At 69.6% G+C, this 17,383-nt stretch carries 20 protein-coding genes; 17 read left to right on the top strand and 3 right to left on the bottom strand.

The annotated features are described in order from the left end of the window. Positions 1-8 precede the first annotated feature (8 nt). Genes LH076_RS12180 through LH076_RS12170 form a run of 3 tightly spaced genes read left to right on the top strand, consistent with a single transcriptional unit; the run spans position 9 to position 2,033 of the window. Complete coding sequence (locus tag LH076_RS12180; protein WP_227780992.1) at positions 9-1,466, top strand: WS/DGAT/MGAT family O-acyltransferase; 1,458 nt, start codon at positions 9-11, stop codon at positions 1,464-1,466. Continuing rightward, positions 1,463-1,795 carry a DUF6912 family protein gene (locus tag LH076_RS12175; RefSeq protein ID WP_227780991.1) on the top strand — a complete coding sequence of 111 codons (333 nt, stop codon included), beginning with the start codon at positions 1,463-1,465 and terminating at the stop codon, positions 1,793-1,795. Before LH076_RS12180 ends, LH076_RS12175 begins: the two co-directional genes overlap by 4 nt. 4 nt (positions 1,796-1,799) lie before the next feature. Continuing rightward, the gene (locus tag LH076_RS12170) at positions 1,800-2,033 is read left to right on the top strand and encodes a hypothetical protein (protein WP_227780989.1); all 234 of its coding nucleotides are present in this window, start codon (positions 1,800-1,802) and stop codon (positions 2,031-2,033) included. Here the strand turns inward: LH076_RS12170 and LH076_RS12165 are convergent. Further along, complete coding sequence (locus tag LH076_RS12165; RefSeq protein ID WP_227780988.1) at positions 1,981-2,448, bottom strand: DUF2505 domain-containing protein; 468 nt, start codon at positions 2,446-2,448, stop codon at positions 1,981-1,983. The genes LH076_RS12170 and LH076_RS12165 overlap by 53 nt on opposite strands. A 41-nt stretch (positions 2,449-2,489) precedes the next feature. Then, the gene (locus LH076_RS12160; protein ID WP_227780987.1) at positions 2,490-3,287 is read right to left on the bottom strand and encodes a Ku protein; all 798 of its coding nucleotides are present in this window, start codon (positions 3,285-3,287) and stop codon (positions 2,490-2,492) included. 38 nt (positions 3,288-3,325) lie between these two features. Between LH076_RS12160 and ligD the strand changes: the two genes are divergently transcribed. The 12 genes from ligD to prfB all read left to right on the top strand — a co-directional run bounded on the left by ligD (position 3,326) and on the right by prfB (position 15,006). Next, positions 3,326-4,165 (top strand): non-homologous end-joining DNA ligase, encoded by an 840-nt coding sequence (gene ligD, locus LH076_RS12155; protein ID WP_227780986.1) that lies wholly within the window; start codon positions 3,326-3,328, stop codon positions 4,163-4,165. A 52-nt stretch (positions 4,166-4,217) separates the two neighbouring features. Continuing rightward, the gene (locus LH076_RS12150) at positions 4,218-4,910 is read left to right on the top strand and encodes a response regulator transcription factor (protein WP_227780985.1); all 693 of its coding nucleotides are present in this window, start codon (positions 4,218-4,220) and stop codon (positions 4,908-4,910) included. Next, positions 4,903-5,814, top strand: a complete 912-nt coding sequence (locus LH076_RS12145; RefSeq protein ID WP_227780984.1) for a histidine kinase dimerization/phospho-acceptor domain-containing protein — start codon at positions 4,903-4,905, stop codon at positions 5,812-5,814. Before LH076_RS12150 ends, LH076_RS12145 begins: the two co-directional genes overlap by 8 nt. A gap of 120 nt (positions 5,815-5,934) precedes the next feature. Beyond that, positions 5,935-7,179 carry a CpaF family protein gene (locus LH076_RS12140; RefSeq protein ID WP_227780983.1) on the top strand — a complete coding sequence of 415 codons (1,245 nt, stop codon included), beginning with the start codon at positions 5,935-5,937 and terminating at the stop codon, positions 7,177-7,179. Continuing rightward, the gene (locus tag LH076_RS12135; protein WP_227780982.1) at positions 7,179-8,033 is read left to right on the top strand and encodes a type II secretion system F family protein; all 855 of its coding nucleotides are present in this window, start codon (positions 7,179-7,181) and stop codon (positions 8,031-8,033) included. Before LH076_RS12140 ends, LH076_RS12135 begins: the two co-directional genes overlap by 1 nt. Next, positions 8,030-8,950 carry a type II secretion system F family protein gene (locus LH076_RS12130; protein WP_227780980.1) on the top strand — a complete coding sequence of 307 codons (921 nt, stop codon included), beginning with the start codon at positions 8,030-8,032 and terminating at the stop codon, positions 8,948-8,950. Before LH076_RS12135 ends, LH076_RS12130 begins: the two co-directional genes overlap by 4 nt. Before the next feature lie 23 nt (positions 8,951-8,973). Then, on the top strand, positions 8,974-9,150 hold the full coding sequence (locus tag LH076_RS12125) for a hypothetical protein (protein ID WP_227780979.1): 177 nt from the start codon (positions 8,974-8,976) through the stop codon (positions 9,148-9,150). Beyond that, a complete protein-coding gene (locus LH076_RS12120) occupies positions 9,147-9,530 on the top strand; it encodes a TadE/TadG family type IV pilus assembly protein (protein WP_227780978.1) in 384 nt (127 codons plus the stop codon). Before LH076_RS12125 ends, LH076_RS12120 begins: the two co-directional genes overlap by 4 nt. Then, complete coding sequence (locus tag LH076_RS12115; protein ID WP_227780977.1) at positions 9,527-9,973, top strand: TadE/TadG family type IV pilus assembly protein; 447 nt, start codon at positions 9,527-9,529, stop codon at positions 9,971-9,973. The genes LH076_RS12120 and LH076_RS12115 overlap by 4 nt, the downstream gene beginning before the upstream one ends. Continuing rightward, positions 9,960-10,406, top strand: a complete 447-nt coding sequence (locus LH076_RS12110) for a pilus assembly protein TadG-related protein (protein ID WP_227780976.1) — start codon at positions 9,960-9,962, stop codon at positions 10,404-10,406. Before LH076_RS12115 ends, LH076_RS12110 begins: the two co-directional genes overlap by 14 nt. Before the next feature lie 151 nt (positions 10,407-10,557). Next, a complete protein-coding gene (locus LH076_RS12105; RefSeq protein ID WP_227780974.1) occupies positions 10,558-13,854 on the top strand; it encodes a lamin tail domain-containing protein in 3,297 nt (1,098 codons plus the stop codon). A gap of 36 nt (positions 13,855-13,890) precedes the next feature. Then, positions 13,891-15,006 (top strand): peptide chain release factor 2, encoded by a 1,116-nt coding sequence (prfB, locus tag LH076_RS12100; protein ID WP_227780973.1) that lies wholly within the window; start codon positions 13,891-13,893, stop codon positions 15,004-15,006. A gap of 10 nt (positions 15,007-15,016) precedes the next feature. Here prfB and LH076_RS12095 read toward each other — a convergent pair whose 3' ends face one another. Beyond that, positions 15,017-15,664, bottom strand: coding sequence for a hypothetical protein (locus LH076_RS12095; protein ID WP_227780972.1), 648 nt, complete (start codon positions 15,662-15,664; stop codon positions 15,017-15,019). Positions 15,665-15,740: 76 nt separating this feature from the next. On the opposite strand from LH076_RS12095, the gene ftsE reads away from it, so the two are divergent. Beyond that, entirely contained in the window at positions 15,741-16,424 is a 684-nt protein-coding gene (gene ftsE / locus LH076_RS12090; protein ID WP_227780971.1) for a cell division ATP-binding protein FtsE, read from the top strand. 2 nt (positions 16,425-16,426) lie between these two features. Next, on the top strand, positions 16,427-17,338 hold the full coding sequence (ftsX, locus tag LH076_RS12085; RefSeq protein ID WP_227780970.1) for a permease-like cell division protein FtsX: 912 nt from the start codon (positions 16,427-16,429) through the stop codon (positions 17,336-17,338). Positions 17,339-17,383 lie beyond the last annotated feature (45 nt).

Genomic DNA, 17,383 nt, shown 5'->3' with positions numbered 1-17,383 from the left:
GGGGTGTCATGGGGAACCGCCTCACACCTCGGGACCTCGCGTTCCTCTCCGAGGAGCGACCGACCGTGCCGCGACACAACGCGACCGTCGAGGTCTTCGAGCCCGGCCCGAACGGCCTGCAGTACGACGCCTTGCTGGCGCTCGTCGCCGACCGGCTCTCCTTCGTGCCGCGCTACCGGCAGGTCGTGCAGTTCATGCCGGGTCGAGTCGCCAACCCGATGTGGGTCGACGACCCGACGTTCGACCTCGAGTACCACGTGCGGCTCTCCGCCCTGCCGCGACCGGGTTCTGCCGAGCAGCTGCGCGACCTCGTCGGCCGCATCGTCGCGCGACCGCTCGACCGTGCGCGGCCGTTGTGGGAGATGTATGTCATCGAAGGGCTCGAGGGTGGGCGTTTCGCCATCCTCGCCAAGGCGCACCAGGCGCTCGTCGACGGGGTCGAGACGATCGACCTCGGGCAGCTCCTGCTGGACCTCAAGCCCGATGTCGAGATCGTCGACGACGACACGGCGCCGCTGCCGCCGCTGCGGCGGCCGAGCGCGCCCGGGCTGCTCATGGGCGTCGTCAAGGACGCCCTCACCGACGCCGACACGATCGTCGACACGGCCCGCTCGCGGGGCTTCGCGTTGGCTCGCATGGCACGCCGCTCAGCCCGGCGGGCCGGCAAGGTGACCGCGACGGTGACCCGCCGTCGTCCGGAGCGGCCCACGGCGATCAACGGCCGGCTCTCGCAGCAGCGTCGCTTCGTCACGGCCCAGACCAGCCTGGAGGACCTCCGTCGTGTGCGGGCCGTCCACGGCGGGACGATCAACGATGCGGTCCTCGCCATCGTGGCGGGCGGCCTCCGCGCGTGGCTGATGACTCGCGCCGAGTCCTTCTCCGGCCTGCGGCAGGTCCGCGCCGTCGTACCGGTCTCCGTGATCGACGAGAACGAGGAGGCGACCTCGCTCGGCTCCCAGATCGCCGTCCACATGGTCGACCTGCCGGTCGGCGAGCCCAGCCCGGTGGTCCGCCTGCACCAGGTCTCGTGGTCCTTCGAGTCGCACAAGGCGACGGGACGCGGTGTCTCGGCGGCACGACTCGCAGGGATCTCGGGTTTCGCGCCGACCACCTTCCACGCCGTGGGGAGCCGCGCCGCGGCCTCACGGCCCGGTGAGTCCTACAACCTCGTCGTCACCAACGTGCCGGGGCCGCAGTCCCCGCGCTACGCCGCGGGCGCGCGGATGGTGGCCACCTTCCCGGTCCCGCCGTTGACACCGGGCCATGCGTTGGCGATCGGGGTGACGTCGTACGACGGCACCGTCTTCTTCGGGATCAACACCGACCGCGACCTGATCCCGGACGCCGAGATCCTCGGCCAGTGCTTCGCCGACGCGATCGACGAGCTCGTCGACACCGCTTCCGGCACGCGGCAGCGCGCACCGCGCGGTCGCCGACCCAAGCCGACCGATCCGGAGGAGGGATGAGGCTCTATCTGCCTGCCACGCTCGAGCTGCTCCGCGAGTGGTACGCCGCCGGCTCGCTGCCCTCGTCTGCGCTGGACGAGGCCTATCAGGCGCCGGACGACAGCGAGGAGGGGGAGTACGCCGCGCTGATGTCGGCGGCCGATGCCTCGACCGCGCTCTCGGGGCGGGGTGGGCGACGTGTCGTCGTCGTGCTCGACGATGCCGTCGGGGATGTTCCCCTTCAGCGCTGGGCTGCCGTCCACGCAGACACCGAGGACCGCGGGCCCGACGACGACCCGGACGACGACCTCGGCTGGTTCGCGATCCCGGAGATCCCCGAACTACTCTGACCGCGTGTCCGCACTGCTCGTCCCGCTCGTCGCCCTCGTTCCGATGCACCTGGGCGCGCTGCACCCGTACGAGAAGGTGCTGACGTTCGGGCTGGCCTTCGGGCCGTTCCTCGTGCTGATCGTGGTGATCGCGCTGCGGCGTCGACAGGACCTGGCCGAGGCCGAGGCCACGCGGGAGGAGACGCTCAGCGCGCCAGCCACTCCCGACCGACCTGGCTCTCCTTCGTCCACGCCTTGACCAACAGGTCGCGGATCATCGCCTCGACCTTGCCCCCGACGAGAGGGACCTTCGCGACGACCTGGAGGTCGACGCTCTGCCTCGTTCCCTCACCCTCCGGCGTCAGCGTGAGCCGGCCGGCGGCGCTCCCCGGCTTGCCGGGGACGAGGATCTCGACGACCGCCTCGTCGCCCTTCCACCCCTCACGCTGACCGATCGTGATCGTCTCGCCGACCAGCTTCTTGGCGAAGCCGGGCAGCTTCGCGGTCGCCTGGGCGTAGTCGACGCGGATCGAGTCGCCGTTGATGCCGACCGTGCGGGAGACGGCATGCTGTGCGTCGCACACCGCCTCGCGGAAGGCCGGATCGAAGAGCATCGCCCGGACGTCTGCGACGGGCGCGGCGTACGTCCACGAGTGGGACAGGGAGGTCGGCATGGAGTCATCATGCCGGGTGGGTCGTGGTGTTCCGCCGGAGGTCAGCCGGCGGCGGCCTCGCCGCGTTGCGCCTTGGCGGCGGCGACGGACTTCTGCAGCGCCGCGAGCAGGTCGACGACCTCACCACTCGACTCGGCGGCGACCTCGGGCCGCGTGATCTCGCCGCCCTCGATCTTGGTCTCCACGAGTTCGCGTACGGCGGCGGCGTAGTCGTCCTCGAACTCCCCAGGCTCGAAGTCGCCCGACAGGGTCTCGACGAGGACGTGGGCCATCTTCGCCTCGGCCTCCTTCACCTCCACACCCTCGAGAGAGAGGTTGAAGTCGGGGTTGCGGACCTCGTCGGGCCAGATCAGCGTCTGCAGCACGATGACGTCGTCGACCACGCGGAGCAGTGCGATCGAGGTGCGCTGGCGCAGGGCGATCGTGACGACGGCGACCCGATCGGTGTCGCGCAGCGCCTCGCGCAGCAGGCCGTAGGACTTGAGCGCGTTGGCATCGGGCTCGAGGTAGTAGGACTTCTCGAAGAGGAGCGGGTCGACCTGGTCACGGGGCACGAACCGCTGTACGGCGATCTCGCGGCTCGACGTGGAAGGGAGCGAGGCGAGGTCGGACTCGGTGAGGATCACCATCTCGCCGTCCTCGGTCTCGTAGCCCTTCGCGATGTCGGCGTAGGCCACCTCCTCGCCGTCGAGGGCGCAGACGCGCTGGTACTTGATCCGGCCGCCGTCCTTCGCGTGGACCTGCCGGAAGGACACGTCGTGGGACTCGGTCGCCGAGTAGAGCTTCACCGGGACCGTGACCAGACCGAAGGAGACCGCGCCCTTCCAGATCGCTCGCATGCCCCCATCCTGCCCCCTCATCGGGAACGATGGGCGTCATGCGCGTCGACGTAGAGGGCCGCGCCCTCACCCTGAGCAACCTCGACAAGGTCCTCTACCCGCGCACGAGCACGACCAAGGGGGAGGTGCTCGACTACTACGCGAGGGCCGCGCCGGTGCTGCTCCCGCAGCTGCATGGGCGCGCGGTGACGCGGGTGCGGTGGCCCGACGGCGTCGGGTCGTCGAGCTTCTTCGAGAAGAACATCCCGAGCGGGGCGCCGTCGTGGATCCGTCGGGTGCGGGTGCGGAGCAACGTCTTCCCCGTCTGTGAGGACCTCGCGACCCTCACGTGGCTCGCCAACACCGCGGCGCTCGAGCTGCACGTGCACCAGTGGCGTGTGACGCCGGAGGGCGATCCGCTTCCTGCCGACCGGATCGTGATCGACCTCGACCCCGGCGAGCCGGCCGGGTTGCCGGAGGCGTGCCAGGTCGCACTGCTCGTCCGTGAGCTCGTCACCGGGCTCGGCCTCGCGCTGCACCCGGTCGCCAGTGGCAGCAAGGGTCTGCATCTCTACATCCCGCTGCCGGCACCCGTCCCGGATCCGTCGGGGGTCGCCCGGCAGATCGCGGAGCAGTTGCAGTCGGCGTACCCGAATCGGGTGATCTCCTCGATGACGAAGGAGAAGCGCGGCGGCAAGGTCTTCCTGGACTGGTCACAGAACAACCCGGCGAAGACCACTGTGGCGCCGTGGTCGCTCCGCGGCCGTGACCGTCCGACGGTTGCCGCGCCGCTGACCTGGGACGAGGTCGAGGAGGGGGCCGAGGACCCGCTGGCCATCGAGCAACCCACGATCAGCACGGCGTTGTCGCGCCTGGACGACCACCTGTCCGACTTCTGACCTCCCCACCGGACGCGCGGGTCGGGGCGCCGGTTCGCCTACGATTCCGTCCATGGCTCACACGGTCCTCATCGTCGAGGACGAGGAAGACATCGCCTTCCCGCTCGTCCGCACCTTGGAGCGTGAGGGCTATGCCGTCCGCTGGGTCGACACCGGCGGCAGCGCTCTCGAGGAGCTCACCTCGCGCCCGACCGACGTGCTCATCCTCGACCTCGGCCTCCCCGACATGGACGGGCTCGACGTCTGCCGGAGTGCACGCGAGAGCGGGTACGACGGCGCCATCATGATCGTCACCGCCAGGGCCGGTGAGCTCGACCGGGTCGTGGGCCTGGACTACGGCGCGGACGACTACCTCTCCAAGCCGTTCGGCCTCGCCGAGCTGCAGGCACGCGTCCGAGCGCTGCTGCGTCGCACCGCCTCCCATGCCTCCGGCGCCGGCCTCCCCGAGGGCGCACTGCGGATCGACGTGCCCGCGCGCAGGGTCCATGCCGGCGACCTCGAGGTCTCACTGACGGGCAAGGAGTTCGACGTCCTGGCCGTGCTCGCCGGACAGCGCGACAAGGTGGTCTCGCGCGACCGGTTGATGGCCGAGGCCTGGGACAAGAACTGGTACGGCTCGACGAAGACGCTCGACGTGACGATCGGCCGTCTGCGACAGAAGCTCGAGGCAGCCGGTGTGACCGACAAGGTCGTCGCCGTCCGCGGTGTGGGGTTCCGCCTGGAGGGCGGCCCCCAGGATGCGTAATCGCCTCACCGCCACCTTCATCCTGCTGACGGTCCTCCTCTGCGCGGCCGCGTTCGCGATCAGCTCGCTCACGGATCGCCTCTCGACGATCGGGCTCTTCTTCCTCTGCCTGGTCGTCGTGGCAGGCCTCGCCGGCTACGTGCTGTCCCTGGCCCTCGTGTCGCCCTTCCTCCAGCTGGCGCGCGCCGCCCGGGCTCTCGGACGTGGCCGCTTCGACCTCGACCTTCCGACCTCGCACATCCCGGAGGTGCAGGCGATCGGTGACGCCCTGCGGATCTCCGCGTCCCAGCTCCAGGATCGGATCAGCCAGGAGCAGTCGTTCGCGGAGCACGCCTCGCACGTGCTGCGCACGCCGCTGACCTCACTGCGACTGGAGCTCGAGGACCTCGCCCTGAGTGACGGAGTCCCCGACGACGTACGGGCGGCGGTGGATCGCTGCGTGCAGCGGATCGAGTCGCTGGACGTCGTCGCAGGCGAGCTCGTCCAGCTGGCGCGGCACTCCTCGCTCGTCGCCGGTTCCGGCATCCCGTTGCGCGACCTCGCGGGTACCTGCGCACGGCGGTGGGCCAGCGAGCTCGCCCATCACGACCGCCGGCTGCTCTCGGAGGTGGGCGGTGATGAGGAGATCACCTTCACGCCCGGTCCGCTCGAGCACATCCACGAGCTGCTGCTGGTGGACGTCCTCCATCGCTCCCGCGGCGACGTCGAGCTGCGCTACGAGACCACCCGCGAGGGGGCGCTGCGGATCCACGTCACCACGGCCCGCTCCGCCAGCACCGGAGGCCGTCTGCGCGGCCCGGGATCGACCTTCCTGCGCGCACGCGCCGTCGTGGCGGCTCTCGGCGGACGGCTCGAAGGGGACCAGTTCGACACCGGTATCGCCCTGGTCATCCCACGACGCTGAGCCGCCTCTCGGTCCTCGCAGGAGTCGGCTTCCTCCACAGCCCGACGAGAGGGTCTGGTCACCGTCGCACGGCGGGCTTAGCCTTCCCGGCAGGAACTCCACTCGGGAAGGGGTCCGGTCATGGGGACTGACCTCGGAATCGGTCTCGTCGAACGACTCGACGCGTCCGTCCGCGAGCGTGTGCGCCGCGAGGGCGTCGATCCACAGGTCGATCCCGCCTTCGTACGTCGGATCGCCGAGACCGTCGTCCGCGAGCACGATGAGCGCGCACTGACCGGCGCGGTCGAGACGCTGGACGACTCCGCCGGGGTCGTGGGTGAGCTCGTCGCCCGGGTGGCGGGATTCGGGCCGCTGCAGGCGCTGCTGGAGGATCCGCAGATCGAGGAGATCTGGATCAACTCACCGGACCGCGTCTTCATCGCTCGTGCCGGGCGGCACGAGTTGACCAACCTGATGCTCACCCGCGAGCAGGTCGACGAGCTCGTCGAGCGGATGCTCAAGACCTCCGGTCGCCGGATCGACCTCTCCCGTCCCTTCGTCGACGCGATGCTGCCCGGCGGCCATCGACTGCACGTCGTACTCGACGGGATCAGCCGCGGTTTCGCCGCGGTCAACATTCGCAAATTCGTGATGCGCGCTGCTCGGCTGGGCGATCTGGTCGACCTCGGCAGCCTGACCCCGACCGCCGCGGCCTTCCTCGAGGCGAGTGTGCGTGCCGGGCTCAACATCCTGATCGCCGGGGCGACCCAGGCGGGCAAGACCACGATGCTCAACTGCCTCGCAGCCGCGATCCCGGGTGGTGACCGGGTGATCAGTGCCGAGGAGGTGTGGGAGCTGCGCTTCCCCCATCCGGACTGGGTCGCCCTGCAGTGCCGCCAGGCGGGGCTGGAGGGCACGGGTGAGGTGACTCTCCGCGACCTCGTCAAGGAGTCGCTCCGCATGCGTCCCAGCCGGATCATCGTGGGCGAGGTCCGCGCCGAGGAGGCACTCGATCTCCTGCTGGCGTTGAACTCCGGCGTTCCCGGCATGTGCACCGTCCATGCGAACTCCGGTCGTGAGGCCCTCGGCAAGCTCGCTCTCCTGCCGCTGTTGGCCGGCGAGAACATCTCGTCGAAGTTCGTCGTCCCGACGATCGCCGCGTCGGTCGACCTGGTCGTCCACCTGGGCCTCGACCCGAGCGGCGCGCGGCGGGTGAACGAGATCATCGCGGTGCCCGGCCGGGTCGAGGGCGACACGATCGAGACGGCCACCCTCTTCGAGAGGCACGATGGTGAGCTACGACGCGCCGGCGGCATGCCTCCACGGGTCGAGCGCTACGCCCATCTCGGCATCGACATCCACCGCCTGCTCAACGAGGTCGTCTGATGGGCGCCCTGGTCGGACTCGGCGTCGGAGTGGGGCTGATGCTCTGCTGGTCCGCCTTCGCCCTCCCTTCGGTCCCGCGTACGTCGACCCGCCGGCCCTCAGGCCTCGCCCAGCTTCTGGCGCGTGCCGGGCTCGGTCAGGTGTCGGTGAGCGGCTTCGTCCTGCTCTGCAGTGCGTGCGGCCTCATCGCAGGTCTGGTCGTCGAGCTCGTCTCCAGCACGCCACCGGTCGCGCTGGCCTTTGCGATCATGGCGGGCTACCTCCCCGTGGTGATCGTCCGCGGCCGAGCGCTTCGGCGCCAGCGCGAGTTCGCCGAGGTCTGGCCGGAGGCGGTGGACAACCTCGCCTCCGGCGTCCGGGCGGGGCTGTCGCTGCCCGAAGCCCTTGCCGGCCTGGCCGACCGGGGGCCTGAGGCACTGCGTCCGGCGTTCGCCGCCTTCGCCCTCGACTACCAGGTGTCCGGGCGCTTCGGTGACTCACTCGACCGCCTCAAGGAGCGACTCGCGGATCCCGTCGGCGACCGCGTCGTGGAGGGCCTGCGGATCGCACGCGAGGTCGGCGGCGGCGAGCTCGGGCGGATCCTGCGCACCCTCTCCGGCTATCTGCGCGAGGACGCCCGGACCCGGTCCGAGCTCGAGGCGCGACAGGCGTGGACGGTCAACGGGGCACGCCTTGCAGTGGCGGCTCCGTGGATCGTGCTGCTCCTGATGGCGTTCCAGTCCGACGTCATCACCCGCTACGCCACCGCTGGCGGCACGATCGTGCTCATCGTCGGCGGGATCCTCTGCGTCGTCGCCTACCGGGCGATGATGCGGATCGGCCGACTCCCCGTCGAGCGGCGGATCCTGTCGTGACGGCCTGGGGAGCGCTCCTCGGAGCGCTGGCGGGGGCCGGGTTGGTGCTTGTCGGCGTACGGGTGCGGGCGATCGTGCGTCCGCCACTCTCGGACCGCGTGCTGCCGTGGCTCCGTGACCTCCCCGCCCTCAGCAGTACGTCGTCGCCCGAGCCGGTCTCCGCCGCCGCCGGCGTCTTCGGGCCGGTCCTGAGATCGGCCGCGGAGATGGTCGAGCGCACGCTCGGCGGAGCCGCCTCGGTCCGACGCAGACTCGAGCGTGCCGGGATCGATCGCACGGTGCACGAGTTCCGGATCGAGCAGGTGGTGTGGGGGCTCGGAGCGTTCGCGGTCGCCGCGGTGTGGGCTCTGCTGCGGGCCTTCGCAGATCCGAGTTCGATCGTCGCATCCGTGGTGCTGTGCGTGACGGCACTGGTCGTCGGCGTACTCGCTCGGGACAATCGCCTGAGTTCCCAGGTCAAGGCGCGCGAGCGCAGGATGCTCGAGGAGTTCCCGACTCTGGCCGAACTCCTGGCCCTTGCCGTCAGCGCCGGTGAGTCTCCGGTGGTGGCCCTCGAACGCGTCGTTCGTCGCAGTGGCGGCGAGTTCTCCCGTGAACTCGCCCGGGTGCTGGCCGACATCCGCACCGGCACCCCCATCGGCACCGCCTTCGACGCCTTGGCCAGCCGGACCGGACTGCCCATGGTCGCCCGCTTCGCGGCCGGACTGGCGGTGGCGATCGAGCGCGGCACGCCGCTCGCCGACGTGCTCCACGCACAGGCCGCCGACGTCCGCGAAGCCGGCCGCCGCGAGCTCATCGAGGTCGCCGCACGCAAGGAGATCCTGATGATGGTCCCGGTGGTCTTCCTCGTCCTCCCCACGACCGTCCTCTTCGCCTTCTACCCCGGCCTGCTCGGCCTCCACCTGGTCACCTCGTGACCCTCTCGGGAAGGAACCACCTCATGAATCGACTCCGGGCCTACCTGCTCCGCCTGATGCACACCGGCCCGCAGCGAGGCGACGTGCCGGGGTGGGTGCTGGTGACCGTCATGACCGCCGGCCTCGTGGCGGCGCTCTACACGATCGCGGACGACCAGCTCCGTGCCCTGCTGACGAGCGCGCTCAACAAGGTCTCGTGAACCGACGGCGGCGCCAGCGCGGCGCTGCGGTGGTCGACTTCGTCCTCATCCTGCTCCTCCTGGTGCCGCTGTTCCTCGGCATCCTCCAGGTCTCGCTGGTCCTCTTCGTGAGGAACACTCTCGCCAGCGCGGCAGCGGAGGGAGCACGGTTCGCGGCCACCGCTGACCACGCGCTGCCCGACGGCGTCAACCGGACGCGCCAACAGCTGCAGGGCGTCGTGTCGGAACGCTTCGCCGACGACATCCGGGTGACCACTGTCATGATCGACGGTGCACCCGCCGTGGAGGTTACCGTGCACGCCACCGTGCCGGCGCTGGGGATCGGTGGTCCCGGCGTCGCCCTGACGGTGACCGGCCACGCCATCAAGGAGACGCCGTGAGGCGGGGCCAGCGGGGGAGTGCGCTGGTCGAGTTCAGCTGGCTCGCGATCCTTCTCATGATCCCGGCCCTCTGGCTCGTCCTGGCGGTCTTCGACGTCCAACGTGCCTCCTTCGCCCTCGCGACCGCCGCCCGCTCGGCCGGCCGTGCCTATGCCCTCGCGGACACCGACGCCGCAGGCCGCGCACGGGCGACGGAGGCGATCCGGATCGCGCTCCTCGACCAGCACGCCGAGGACGCGGCCATCGACCTGGAGGTCAGCTGCACGCCGTACCCCCACGACTGCCATGCCGGCACCTCGATCGTCACGGTCCGCCTCTCGACGGCGGTGGCGCTGCCCTGGCTGCCCGCCTCGTTCGGCCTTGGGACACCCAGCTTCGCCCTCGACGCCAGCCACACCGTCCCGATCGGGCAGTTCCAGGAGATCGCCGATGCGAGCGAGTGAGCAGCGTGCCCAGCGAGGCTCGACGATTCCGCTCATCGTCGGCTTCACCGTCGTCCTCCTGATCGCCGCTGCGGTCGTCATCGACGCGACGGCGGCCTGGCTCCAGCGCCAGTCGCTCGACAACATCGCCGACGGCGCCGCTCTGCACGCCGCCGACCTCGGGGCACAGGGCACCGAGGTGTACGCCGACGGACTGGACACCCGGCTTCACCTCGATCCGTCGACGGCGCGGTCGGCCGTCGACGAGTTCCTTGACGCCACCGGTGCCCGCGGCCGCTATCCCGGCCTGACCTTCGCGGTCACGGTGGATGCTGACCGTCTCCGGGTGACGGTCCGAGCCCCGCTCGATCTGCCGATCGCCTTCCCCGGAGCACCCACCTCGCCTCCGGTCAGCGGTAGCGGGGGAGCCTTCGTCACGGTGGATGACAGCTGATCCACAGCCGATCGGCAACGGATGGACTTCTCATCCAGGACGGCGTTGACCTTCGACGCGTCTTCAGGATCCGTTCACCGTGGGTTCGGTTCACCTCGCGAGGTTGAGCGGTGCTCGTCCCCGCCCGCGGGGGCCCGACCCGAGGAAGACCGTGACAATTCGAAATCGCTCCATCGCCGCGCTGGCCGCCGGCGCTCTCAGCCTCTCCGGGCTGGCGCTGGGCTTCAGCACCCCCGCCCACGCCGACGACCCGTCGGGTGCCTTGGGGAACGTCGTGATCAACGAGGTGAGCTCCAACGGGTTCACCTACCAGGGCGCCGCCGACACCGACTTCGTCGAGCTCTACAACACGGGCACGAGCGTCGTCGACCTCACGGGCTACAAGCTGATCGACAACGGCGCCATCTCGGGGGCGACCGTCCTCGACGGCACGATCGCCCCCGGTGGCTATGCAGCTTTCGTCCCGCCCGCCTTCGGCCTCGGCAAGAACGACCAGGGGCGCCTCTTCGCGCCCGACGGGACGACGCTCATCGACTCCGTCCTCCCTGACGGCACGGACTGGGCCGCCCACCAGGCCCCCAGCGCGGCCCGCACGCCTGACGGCACCGGCGCGTTCACGGCCACCACGAACCCGACGCCCGGCGGACCGAACTCGCTCGGCGCCAACGCGACGACGGCGGCCTACGCCTCGATCAAGATCAACGAGTTCGACACCGATCCCACCGACTTCATCGAGCTCTACAACGCGGGCTCGACCACGGTGAACCTGAGCGGCTTCGCGATCAGCGACGGCACCGTCCCGAACGCGAGCACGGCCGACAAGCTCACCCTCGGCGACGTCGACCTCGCGCCCGGCGCCTATCTCTCGATCAGCCCCGACACGCCGGCCGCCAACGCCGCCGGCGTCGTCGACAGCTACCTGCCCGCAGGCGGATTCGGTCTCAACAAGACCGACGCCCTCTGGCTCTACGCGCCCGACAACACCGTGCTCGACATCGCCGACGACGGTGACGCCACCAACCACGCCGGCGGCGCCAGTGCCACCGGGTACGGGCGTACGACGCCCGGCTTCGGTCTCTGGAAGAGCGAGCCCGCCCCGACCTCGGGTGTGGTGAACACCTTCGCGGCGACGCCCCCGTCGGGCACGCCGGCCCTGGACCCCAACTGGGACGACGTCGAGATCAACGAGATCTCCTCGCTCAACGCCGACGACCCCGGCAATGCCGGTCTCGGCGACGCGATCGAGCTCTACAACAAGGGCGCCAGTGGCGTCAGCATCGACGGTTGGTACCAGGTCGACAGCGGTGCGGCCTCCGGTGCCGTCGCGCTGACCCTCGCCGACCTCAAGGTCTGGGACGACACGACGTCCTCTCTCAAGCCGGCGACCTCCATGACCATCCCGAGCCACGGTCACGTCGTCTTCACCTCGAAGAAGGGCCTGTCCGGCGAGGGCGACGCGGTCAAGATCTACGGCCCGAGCGCCACGCCGGGTACCGGCCAGCTCGTCGACGAGCAGGCCTACGGCGACGGTGACGCCGGCGTCTCGGACAACTACGACTCCGACTCGCAGGCCTTCGCGGCCCTGCCGAACGGCTCCGACGAGTTCTGGCGTGTCACACAGAGCACGTTCGGTCGGGACAACACGGCCGCCGAAGCGACGAAGTCCCGCCGCCTCGACACCCCGGTCGTCCTCAACGAGGTCTCCAACGTCGCGGGCAAGGCGGAGTTGCTCAACACCGGCACGGCGACTGTCGACATCTCGGGCTGGGAACTGCTCGACAACACCGGCACGGTCGTCCACACCGTCCCGGCCGGTACCAACCTCGCCGCCGGCGCCTTCTACGTCGCCGACAGCGTCACCGGCCTCGACAGCGCGGACTCGCTGAGCATCCGTCGTGCGAGCGACCAGGCGACGATCGTCGCTCACACCTGGTACGACGACGGCATCGCGTCCTACAGCCGCTGCGACCTCTTCGGCTCGACGTCGTACGTCGAGACCCCCACCGCCACGTGGGGTGCGGCCAACGCGTGTCCGTCGATCACGACCGAGACCTGGCCGGGCTCCAGCGCGGTGACGACCGTCGACGACGGCGCGACCATCGGTGACGCCGACGGCAACGGTGACGGCGACGCTTCCGGGGCCGTCTTCGACCCGACCGACCCGAACATCCTCTGGGTGATCCAGAACAAGAGCACCCTGCACAAGACCCAGAAGGTTGACGGCAAGTACGTCGACGCGCCCGGCTGGGAGGAGGGCAAGAAGCTCGTCTTCAAGGACGGCACCGGTGCTCCCGACACCGAGGGCCTGACCTTCGGTCCCGACGGATCGCTCTACGTCACCTCGGAGCGGGACAACGACAACAGCGGTGTCTCCTACAACAAGGTGCTGCGCTTCGACCTCACCGGAGTGACGGGTACCACCACGACGCTCACGCCGGTGGACGAGTGGGACGTCAACTCCCAGGTCACCACAGGAGCCAACCTCGGCCTCGAGGGCATCACCTACGTGCCCGACAGTTTCCTGGCCGGCGCAGGCTGGAAGGTCGGCGGCGCGGCGTACACCGCTGCGGCCTACCCGACCGACGGCCTCTTCGTCACTGCCGTCGAGGCGACCGGTGACCTGCACTTCTTCTCGCTCGTGAACAGTGCGGCACCCGTCGAGGTCAAGGTCGAGAAGTCCGGCCTGCCCTGGTCGATGGACGTCGCCTTCGACGCCGACCGCAAGGCGATCTGGGCGCTGTGCGACGACGGCTGCGGTGGCGTCTACAACCTGCTCACCGTCGACAGCCAAGGCGATCTCGCCGTGGCCCACAGCCTCGCTCGTCCGGCGGGCATGCCCAACCTGAACAACGAGGGCATGGCCATCAAACCGCGCAGCACGGCGGTGGACAACCAGGTGGAGGTCGTCTGGACCGACGACGGAGACACCGACGGTTACTCCCTGCGGGAGGGCCTGCTCCGGTCCTCCTTCCCCGAGCAGGCATCGGAACCGGGTGACGGCACCACGTCCGGCGGTGGCACGACCACACCTCCGGACGGTGGCACCACGACGCCTCCCGACGGCGGCACCACGACGCCTCCGGGCGGTGGCACGACCACGGCTCCGGGTGGTGGCACCACGACCGGTGGTGACACCACGCCGCCGATCGGCCACCCGGGCAACCCGGCTCCGGTCGCGGGCGCCCACATCCCGAGCAGGATCAAGGCGCGGACGAAGAGGATCAGGGTCTCCTTCGCCGCCCTCGGTGCCAGCTCGACGGTGGTCAACGGCCGCGTCACGATCTTCGACGGCAAGCGGCGGATCGGGAGATTCACCGTCAAGAACGGCGTCGTCGTGATCAAGCTCAAGAAGAGGCTCAGGAAGGGCAAGCACCACCTCAGGCTCGTCCTCAGGGCCTCCTCCACGTCGAAGGCCGCGACGATCCGGAAGACCCTCCGGGTGCGCTGATCAGGGATTCAGGGCTACCGGCTCGGGCCGGTAGCCTTGACCCTCGTGGCCATCGACTTCGACGCGGAGCTCAAGCAGCTCGTCGCGACCATGCAGACCATCGAGCAGGTCCTTGACCTGCCGTCGATGAAGCGCGAGATCGCCGAGCTCAGCGAACAGACCGCCAACCCCGAGTTCTGGAACGACCAGGCCAACGCGCAGAAGGTCAACAGCCGCCTCTCGGGCCTCAACGGTGACGTCGAGCGCTTCGAGCAGCTCAACGGTCGTCTCGAGGACCTGGGTGTACTCGTCGAGATGGGCCAGGAGGAGGGCGACGCCGAGACGCTGGCCGAGGCCGAGGCCGAACTCGTCCGGGTCAAGCGGGACGTCGAGGGCCTCGAGGTCCGCACGCTCCTCAACGGCGAGTACGACGCCCGCGAGGCGATCGTGACGATCCGCTCCGGCGCGGGCGGTGTCGACGCCGCCGACTTCGCCGAGCAGCTCATGCGGATGTACACGCGCTGGGCCGAGCGTCACAAGTACCCTGTCGAGGTCTTCGACGTCGCCTACGCCGAAGAGGCCGGCATCAAGTCCGCCGAGTTCGCGATCCATGCGCCCTACGCCTACGGCACGCTCAGTGTCGAGGCCGGGACCCACCGCCTCGTCCGCATCTCGCCGTTCGACAACCAGGGTCGTCGCCAGACCTCCTTCGCCGCGGTCGAGGTCGTACCGCAGCTCGAGCAGACCGACGAGATCGAGATCGACGAGAACGACATCCGCACCGACGTCTTCCGCTCCGGCGGCCCGGGCGGCCAGTCGGTCAACACGACAGACTCCGCGGTCCGCCTCACCCACATCCCGTCCGGCATCGTGGTCTCGTGCCAGAACGAGAAGTCCCAGCTCCAGAACAAGGCGAGCGCGATGGTCGTCCTCAAGGCGAAGCTCCTCGCGAAGAAGAAGGCCGAGGAGGCCGCGCTCAAGAAGGACCTCAAGGGTGACGTGGCGGCCAGCTGGGGTGACCAGATGCGCAACTACGTGCTCAACCCCTACCAGCTGGTGAAGGACCTCCGCACCGGCCAGGAGACGGGCAACCCGGCCGCGGTGCTCGACGGCGAGATCGACGACTTCATCGAGGCCGGCATCCGCTGGCGGCGCAGCGCCATCGCGGAGTAGCCGGCGGTCCTCAGCCGGCAGCCGGAGCCGACGCCGCGCCCAGTACGGCGGCACACCACCGGTCCGCGAGATCGGTCCGTCCGTTCGACATGCCCGTGAGCGTGCATGTGAGCCACGTGTCTCCGAAGAGCCCGGCGTAGACGAAGTCGGACCAACCGCTGCCCTCGGTGCTTCGCACGCACTCGAGGGCCACCGACGGGGCACCGAAGGGCGCCGCGCCAGGAATGGACGTGCATCCGCTCTGCTTCGTTGCCTCCGTCGCGAGCGCGGTCGCACGGGCACCCGTGATCGGGGGTGCGAAGACCCATGCGGCGACGGCATCGTCGCCACCGGCCCACCGGCAGCCGAACTCATGGACGACGTCGGAATCCTTCGTCGACGCGTCGTTGTCCAGGTCCGTCTGATCCCCGTTGCCCCAGGTGTCCGTCGTCAGGAGCGGCTCTTCGAGCGCCGCTTCGACATCCGCCTGCCGAAGCGCGGAGCAGAAGGGCGCCCGGCGTACGGTCACGACGGAGGTGTCGAGGGAGGCGAGGCTGGTCGACAGCGGTGGCGTGGCGGGCTTGTCCGGCCGCTCCTTCCACACGCCGACCGCGACGACCGCGGCCGAGAGCAGGGTCGCCACCGCCAGGGTCCGGCCGACGCCTCTCCACGCTCCCACCAGGCAGACACTAGTGACCCGCCCGCAGTTTCCCGGATCCGGAGGATCGTCCAACCCTCACCTATGCTCGATCAGCGTGATTCGCTTCGAGAAGGTGACCAAGGCCTATCCAGGCTCCGGACGTCCAGCGCTGGAGTCGGTATCCATGGACATCGAGAAGGGCGAATTCGTCTTCCTCGTCGGCCAGTCCGGTTCGGGGAAGTCCACCGCACTGCGACTCATCCTCCGCGAGGCCCGGCCCACGAACGGACGCGTCTACGTCGCCGGCAAGGAGATCAACCGCCTCGCCGGGTGGAAGGTTCCGCGGCTGCGCCGCCAGATCGGCACCGTCTTCCAGGACTTCCGCCTGCTGCAGAACAAGACGGTCAGCGAGAACGTCGCCTTCGCGATGCAGGTCACGGGCCACAGCCGCAGCGAGATCACCAAGCGCGTGCCCGAGACGCTCGAGCTCGTCGGCCTCGACGGCAAGGGCGACCGGCTCCCCGACGAGCTGTCGGGTGGTGAGCAGCAGCGCGTCGCCGTCGCCCGCGCCTTCGTCAACCGGCCCATGATCCTCATCGCCGACGAGCCGACCGGAAACCTCGACCCCGGTACCAGCGTCGGGATCATGAAGCTCCTCGACCGGATCAACCGCACCGGCACCACCGTCGTCATGGCCACCCATGACGCCGGCATCGTCGACCAGATGCGCAAGCGCGTCATCGAGCTGCGGGACGGTCGCGTCGAGCGCGACCAGGCCCAGGGCGGGTACGGGGTCTGATCATGCAGCTTCGCTATGTCTTCACCGAGCTCGGCCAAGGGCTGCGCCGCAACCTGTCGATGCACATCGCCGTCGTCCTCACGCTCTTCGTCTCCCTGACCCTCGTCGGGTTCGGGGCGATGCTCAACCAGCAGGCCACCAAGGCCTCACACCAGTGGGGCAACGCGCTCCAGATCACCGTGTACCTCTGCCGCGTCAAGGACGACAACCCCGCCTGTACGGCGCCCGCCACCGAGGCGCAGAAGGCGGCGATCACCAAGGTCCTCGACGACAACCAGAACATCGAGTCCTACTACCTCGAGTCGCGCGAGACCGCCTTCAACAAGATCAAGGAGCTCTACGGAGCCTCCCGCTTCGAGGGCCCGAACGCCGTCGCGACCGTCGACATGATGGCCGAGTCCTACTGGATCACGCTCAAGGATCCCCATCAGGCCGACCTCGTGAAGGAGGCGGTCGTCGGCCTCGACGGCGTCTCCCACGTGCAGGACCTGCGTGGTGTGGTCGGGCCCATCCTCAACACCATCGACGCGATGAAGTACGCCGCCCTGGCGATCGCCGCATTCCTCGTGATCGCCGCGCTCCTGCTCGTGGCGAACACCATCCGGCTTGCGGCCTTCGCCCGACGGCGGGAGATCGCGATCATGCGCCTCGTCGGTGCCTCGACGCTCTACATCGCGCTGCCGTTCCTCCTCGAGGCGCTGGTCACCGCGGTCATCGGTGTGGTGCTGACCGGCGGTGCGATGGCGGCGTTCATGGAGTTCGGGATCCGGCGCACGCTGTCCCAGAAGCTCGACTTCATCCTCTGGGTCGGTTGGCACGAGTTCGGGGTGGCGCTGCTCATCGTCGCGATCCTCGGCCCGCTGCTCACGCTCATCCCGACGCTGCTGCTCACGCGGAAGTACCTCAAGGTCTGACCTGGAGTCATAGGGATCGCACAGGTCCCGACTTCGCGACACGGC

The organism is Nocardioides sp. Kera G14, from assembly GCF_020715565.1.
Taxonomy (GTDB): Bacteria; Actinomycetota; Actinomycetes; order Propionibacteriales; family Nocardioidaceae; genus Nocardioides.
This window is presented reverse-complemented; position numbering and strand designations above follow the sequence as displayed.

Coding starts and splice junctions, on each gene's coding strand:
- LH076_RS12180 (WP_227780992.1), top strand. CDS start 9: ATGGGGAACCGCCTCACACCTCGGGACCTCGCGTTCCTCTCCGAGGAG.
- LH076_RS12175 (WP_227780991.1), top strand. CDS start 1,463: ATGAGGCTCTATCTGCCTGCCACGCTCGAGCTGCTCCGCGAGTGGTAC.
- LH076_RS12165 (WP_227780988.1), bottom strand. CDS start 2,448: ATGCCGACCTCCCTGTCCCACTCGTGGACGTACGCCGCGCCCGTCGCA.
- LH076_RS12160 (WP_227780987.1), bottom strand. CDS start 3,287: ATGCGAGCGATCTGGAAGGGCGCGGTCTCCTTCGGTCTGGTCACGGTC.
- ligD (WP_227780986.1), top strand. CDS start 3,326: ATGCGCGTCGACGTAGAGGGCCGCGCCCTCACCCTGAGCAACCTCGAC.
- LH076_RS12150 (WP_227780985.1), top strand. CDS start 4,218: ATGGCTCACACGGTCCTCATCGTCGAGGACGAGGAAGACATCGCCTTC.
- LH076_RS12145 (WP_227780984.1), top strand. CDS start 4,903: ATGCGTAATCGCCTCACCGCCACCTTCATCCTGCTGACGGTCCTCCTC.
- LH076_RS12140 (WP_227780983.1), top strand. CDS start 5,935: ATGGGGACTGACCTCGGAATCGGTCTCGTCGAACGACTCGACGCGTCC.
- LH076_RS12135 (WP_227780982.1), top strand. CDS start 7,179: ATGGGCGCCCTGGTCGGACTCGGCGTCGGAGTGGGGCTGATGCTCTGC.
- LH076_RS12125 (WP_227780979.1), top strand. CDS start 8,974: ATGAATCGACTCCGGGCCTACCTGCTCCGCCTGATGCACACCGGCCCG.
- LH076_RS12110 (WP_227780976.1), top strand. CDS start 9,960: ATGCGAGCGAGTGAGCAGCGTGCCCAGCGAGGCTCGACGATTCCGCTC.
- ftsX (WP_227780970.1), top strand. CDS start 16,427: ATGCAGCTTCGCTATGTCTTCACCGAGCTCGGCCAAGGGCTGCGCCGC.